This window comes from Enterobacter cloacae complex sp. IR5403 (assembly GCF_049238705.1).
In the GTDB taxonomy this organism is placed as follows: domain Bacteria; phylum Pseudomonadota; class Gammaproteobacteria; order Enterobacterales; family Enterobacteriaceae; genus Enterobacter; species Enterobacter hormaechei_C.
Map to the genome: position 1 here is coordinate 1 of NZ_JBMKHP010000034.1, position 4044 is coordinate 4044.

At 48.7% G+C, this 4044-nt stretch carries 6 protein-coding genes and 1 pseudogene; all 7 read left to right on the forward strand.

Features of this window, described 5'->3' with window-relative positions; all coding sequences use genetic code 11:
* Positions 1–107: 107 nt before the first annotated feature.
* A pseudogene (locus ACOTW6_RS21815) lies at positions 108–386 on the forward strand (DUF7370 family protein); the annotation flags it as partial.
* A gap of 144 nt (positions 387–530) precedes the next feature.
* A complete protein-coding gene (locus tag ACOTW6_RS21820) occupies positions 531–896 on the forward strand; it encodes a hypothetical protein (RefSeq protein ID WP_213789332.1) in 366 nt (121 codons plus the stop codon).
* 3 nt (positions 897–899) lie between these two features.
* The gene (locus tag ACOTW6_RS21825) at positions 900–1412 is read left to right on the forward strand and encodes a hypothetical protein (RefSeq protein ID WP_421766303.1); all 513 of its coding nucleotides are present in this window, start codon (positions 900–902) and stop codon (positions 1410–1412) included.
* On the forward strand, positions 1409–1795 hold the full coding sequence (locus ACOTW6_RS21830; RefSeq protein ID WP_213789333.1) for a phage tail termination protein: 387 nt from the start codon (positions 1409–1411) through the stop codon (positions 1793–1795). Before ACOTW6_RS21825 ends, ACOTW6_RS21830 begins: the two co-directional genes overlap by 4 nt.
* A gap of 14 nt (positions 1796–1809) precedes the next feature.
* Positions 1810–2544 (forward strand): phage tail tube protein, encoded by a 735-nt coding sequence (locus tag ACOTW6_RS21835; RefSeq protein WP_213789334.1) that lies wholly within the window; start codon positions 1810–1812, stop codon positions 2542–2544.
* A 38-nt stretch (positions 2545–2582) separates the two neighbouring features.
* Positions 2583–3224, forward strand: coding sequence for a DUF6246 family protein (locus tag ACOTW6_RS21840; RefSeq protein WP_213789335.1), 642 nt, complete (start codon positions 2583–2585; stop codon positions 3222–3224).
* Positions 3225–3759: 535 nt separating this feature from the next.
* Entirely contained in the window at positions 3760–3960 is a 201-nt protein-coding gene (locus ACOTW6_RS21845; protein ID WP_421766304.1) for a hypothetical protein, read from the forward strand.
* The last annotated feature ends 84 nt before the right edge of the window (positions 3961–4044 follow it).

The following is a 4044-nucleotide window of genomic DNA, read 5'->3' on the forward strand; positions in this document are numbered from 1 at the left end:
AGCGCACTAAGACCGCACGAATATAATGGTGGGTTAACGCCAAACGAATCAGAAAACCGATACTGGAAAAACTCTAACGCGGTGGCCAGTTTTTGTTGACCACTTCAATCATCGAGTGCATGGACGGGGCCGATTATGACGACTGCACACAGCAGCTAATCCTGCTCTATGCTGCCGCGCTAATGTCGGCCTCGTCCGGTGCGAGGAGAATCAAGTCTCAGAGCGCACCAAACGGAGCATCAAGGACTTTTGATTACGGCGATGACGCTATTGCATGGCTGCGTAACTCGCTTGCTGCGCTCGATATCAATGGATGTACGGATGACTTGCCAATCAGCGCCGGTAACTCTGTCGGTTTCTTTGATGTCGTTGGAGGGTGCTACTGATGGGAAAACCTGAACCGCTATCTCGTGTGTGGGTCACAACCGATACAGGACGTGTTACCACGGCATACGTAACCGAGTCTGGCGATTGGCATCTGCTATGCCCGAAAGCTCGGAAAGCAGGTGAAACGGTAGTGAGGTGGAGCCGTGAGCGCAACAAGTGAATGGGTATACACCAATGTCGCCACTGTGTGGCCTGTTGGGGCCTTTGATGACTGGACGGGAAAGCAGACCTACGGTGCACCTTACCTCATAGCCTGCACATGGGAGGCAAATAAAGAGATAGCCATCGACGACACCGGAAAGGAGTTCACAACAAACCTGATTTTCTTCACCGAGTCGAAATATCAGGGCGCTTTTGTCCGGCAGCCGGCACGAGATGACTACATCCAGAGAGGCGACTCGTCTGCGCAGGTTGACCCTATTGCCGCAGGCGCTGACAAGGTGAAGGCTGTGAAAGAATGGGATATGTCATTCTTCGCTGAAGACCCCGACTATAAGGTCATGACGTGATGTGTGAAGACTTTAGCTTTGGGCTTGCCTGTTTTGCTCTTGGTTTTTCCTGCGCCTGTCTGTTTATTCAGTTGGTACGTGACTTCATTGAATATAAGCAATCACTTAAGTGAGGTGCATATGCCGGTTAAAGGCATTAAACAGGTACAGCAGAGAGTGACAAATCTGCTTTCCGAGGTGTCTGGACCTATCACCGAAAAAACGATGATGGAAGTGCTTATCGCTGGTCAGTCGAATGCCGCCAACATCACACCAAGAAACTCCTCGACACTCATTAACAGCCAGTATCGGAAAATAACCCCTGTCACAGGTGGGCTGATAGGGCGTGTTGGTTATGCTGCCAATTACGCCCAGTACGTCAATGACGCAAAAGGCACACTGAAAGGCAAGCCCAGACCAAAGGGGAGGGGCGTTTACTGGGGGCCGGCTGGCGAGCCTGATTTCCTCAGGAAGGGATTTGAGCGAGATGGCATGGACGAGATTCGGGAAGTGATTAAACGAGGCTACACCATATGACCCGTACAGAGGTTTATGACGCGCTCAGGGCTTGGTTGCAGTCAAATGGATTCGACACTGGCTATCGCGTCCAGAAGCGTTTCTGGAATGAGCAGGCAGCACAGCAAGCAGATCGCTATCTCATCATTCAGCAGAACGGAGGCGGTGGCACAGAAGAGGCGCTGACCCGCGATTACTTCCGTTTCATCCTGCTATCTGCACAAAATGATGCCTCACCTGACGATGTTGAATCGCGCGCAGATGCCATCAGGCAGGCGATGATTGACGACTACAAAACAGAATGTCTTATCTCGATGCAACCCCTCGGCGGCATCACAGTAATTCTCACCGAAGAAGGGCGCTACCTCTTCGATATCAATTTTCAGACCATAATCTCTCGTTAACGGAGTAAAGCACTATGGCATGTGAATCAGGTGCATTCACAGGGCGTGACGTCGTCGTTTATTACGCGATTGCATGTCCAGAAGCACAACCAACTACTGCTGAGTACAAGCGACTCGGTATGATGCGCGGCAAAACAACCGGCATCGAATGGGACACCGCTGACGCAACTGGCGACATGAGCCCGACCTACACCAAAGAGAACATCACGACATACAAAGAGGTTTCATTCTCTGGTGATGGAGTGACCCGTAAAGAGGATGCTTACTCACAGAACGCGCTGAAGCGCCATGTGTATAATCCTCCACTGGAAACAAGCAATCAGCCTTACGTCTGGTTTAAAATCGTCTCCCCTAATGACATCACCGAGGGTCCATTCCTCGTTACGTCATGGGAAGATGAATCACCTCACGATGACGTTGCTACCTGGTCAATTGAGGCTACCAGTGCTGGCGATGTTGAAGTTCGTGACGTTCCCGATGAAGTCCTTATCGACACGCAGCCGGTAGGCCAGGCACTTACTGAAGGGCAGACTCTCGTTCTGTCAGTGGTTGCTCGCGCTACCGATGGTTCAGCACTGACCTATCAGTGGAAAAAAGGCAGCACTAACGTCACTGGCGCTACATCTGCCACGTACACGAAATCAGGCACAACCACAGCTGACGCTGGCGATTACACTGTTGTAGTAACCTCAACTACCGCAGGCAGTGCAACGTCAAATGTCGCAACTGTGACAGTGACCGCTCCTTAATACCCGGGGCTTCGGCCCCTTAAATTTACAGGGATGATATGGCAGCAATAACAGATATCGGGCAGGCAGAGATAAAGCTCGTCGGCCATACGTATTTTCTGAACCCGTCATTCCTTGCTATGACCCGAATAGGGACACCTGAAGAAATCGTCACTGCGATGGTTCACGTTCACGGCGGTCATTATCCCCAGCACGAAATACGCAACGAGCAGCTATTACAGGACACCAGAGCAATATGTTTTGCCCGAATGGTCAAGGCCGCTGCTTTGATAGTTCAGTCGTGTTGCGAAGAAGATATCTCTCATCTTGTCGGTGGCTATGCGTACACGCCTCGCGGAAAGCTCGTCATGAAGAAAGGTTTCATGCCGCTTGAGGATGTTCTCACACTGGCTCGACACTTGATTAAGCATGGCGTCATGGGAGATCAGGATAGCGAGGACGTAGAGAAAGACGGTGAATATACAAACCGCTTTGATGCCCGGTCATTCGTTTATCTGGCAGTAGCTCACCTGGGAATGAGCGAAGCTGAAGCATGGAACATGACAATGACCTCCTTCAGGGCAGCGATGGAAGCCAAATATCCTAAACCTGAGAAAGCCAAAATCCCATCCAAGAAGAAATACGATGAAGCGATGGATTGGGCTGAACGCATGATAAAAAGAGATTCAGGATCGCATTGAGTGAGTGATTTTGTGCGTGTAGTTGCATTGCAGAATGTTAAGCTTACTAAGTATTGTAATTATTGGATGATATGACTATGCGATTTATGGCTCTTTGTTTTCTTGCTTTGGTTCTGACTGGTTGTTACAAGCAGTCACCATCTGAAAATGAAGCAATTGAGATTGGCAGGAAAGAAATTTCAATGGCTCTATGTGGCAACAGAGAGGGTAGATGCATCTTTTCAGGACACGGAAAGCTCACATATCAGAACGACGCAATGATAACACTAACCAAATTTCTGTTTCATTTGATAATGTAAAAATACATGAAGTTATTGTTCCTGCTCACGGAGTTGAAAGAGGGGTCTACTCAGGCCTTGTGGTTTATGACTTCAATGCTAAAAATGGCGATACATATATAAAAGAAATCTCGCTATCTACAACAGATGGTAGGCACTCAGTTGAATTATGCGGCCATGGATATAAGTTCTGTATCAACTAATGATAGTTAAGTAACGGACCCGCTTAGGCGGGTTTTTTTACGCCCGGAGAAAACATGGCTGAGAACGTAGGAACTATTGAGTACACAGTCAAAGCAGATACTGCCGAGCTACTAACTGCCGGAAAAGAAGTTAAAACTGCCACAGACTCCATGCAGTCTGGCTTTAATAAAACTGACTCATCAGCAAATAAGCTCAAATCTTCCATAACAAAGTTAGCGGCAGCTATATCAGTTGACCTGCTCCCCGTTGATTAGTACACCCCGATGTTAGTAATGTCTTCATAAGCCACATGAGGACATCCCCATGAAGAAGCGTTTTTCCGACGAACAGATCATCAG

What these genes read in the sequence shown, in the direction of transcription:
- ACOTW6_RS21845 (WP_421766304.1), top strand. Translation starts at nt 3,760, where the DNA reads ATGGCTGAGAACGTAGGAACTATTGAGTACACAGTCAAAGCAGATACT.
- ACOTW6_RS21830 (WP_213789333.1), top strand. Translation starts at nt 1,409, where the DNA reads ATGACCCGTACAGAGGTTTATGACGCGCTCAGGGCTTGGTTGCAGTCA.
- ACOTW6_RS21835 (WP_213789334.1), top strand. Translation starts at nt 1,810, where the DNA reads ATGGCATGTGAATCAGGTGCATTCACAGGGCGTGACGTCGTCGTTTAT.
- ACOTW6_RS21840 (WP_213789335.1), top strand. Translation starts at nt 2,583, where the DNA reads ATGGCAGCAATAACAGATATCGGGCAGGCAGAGATAAAGCTCGTCGGC.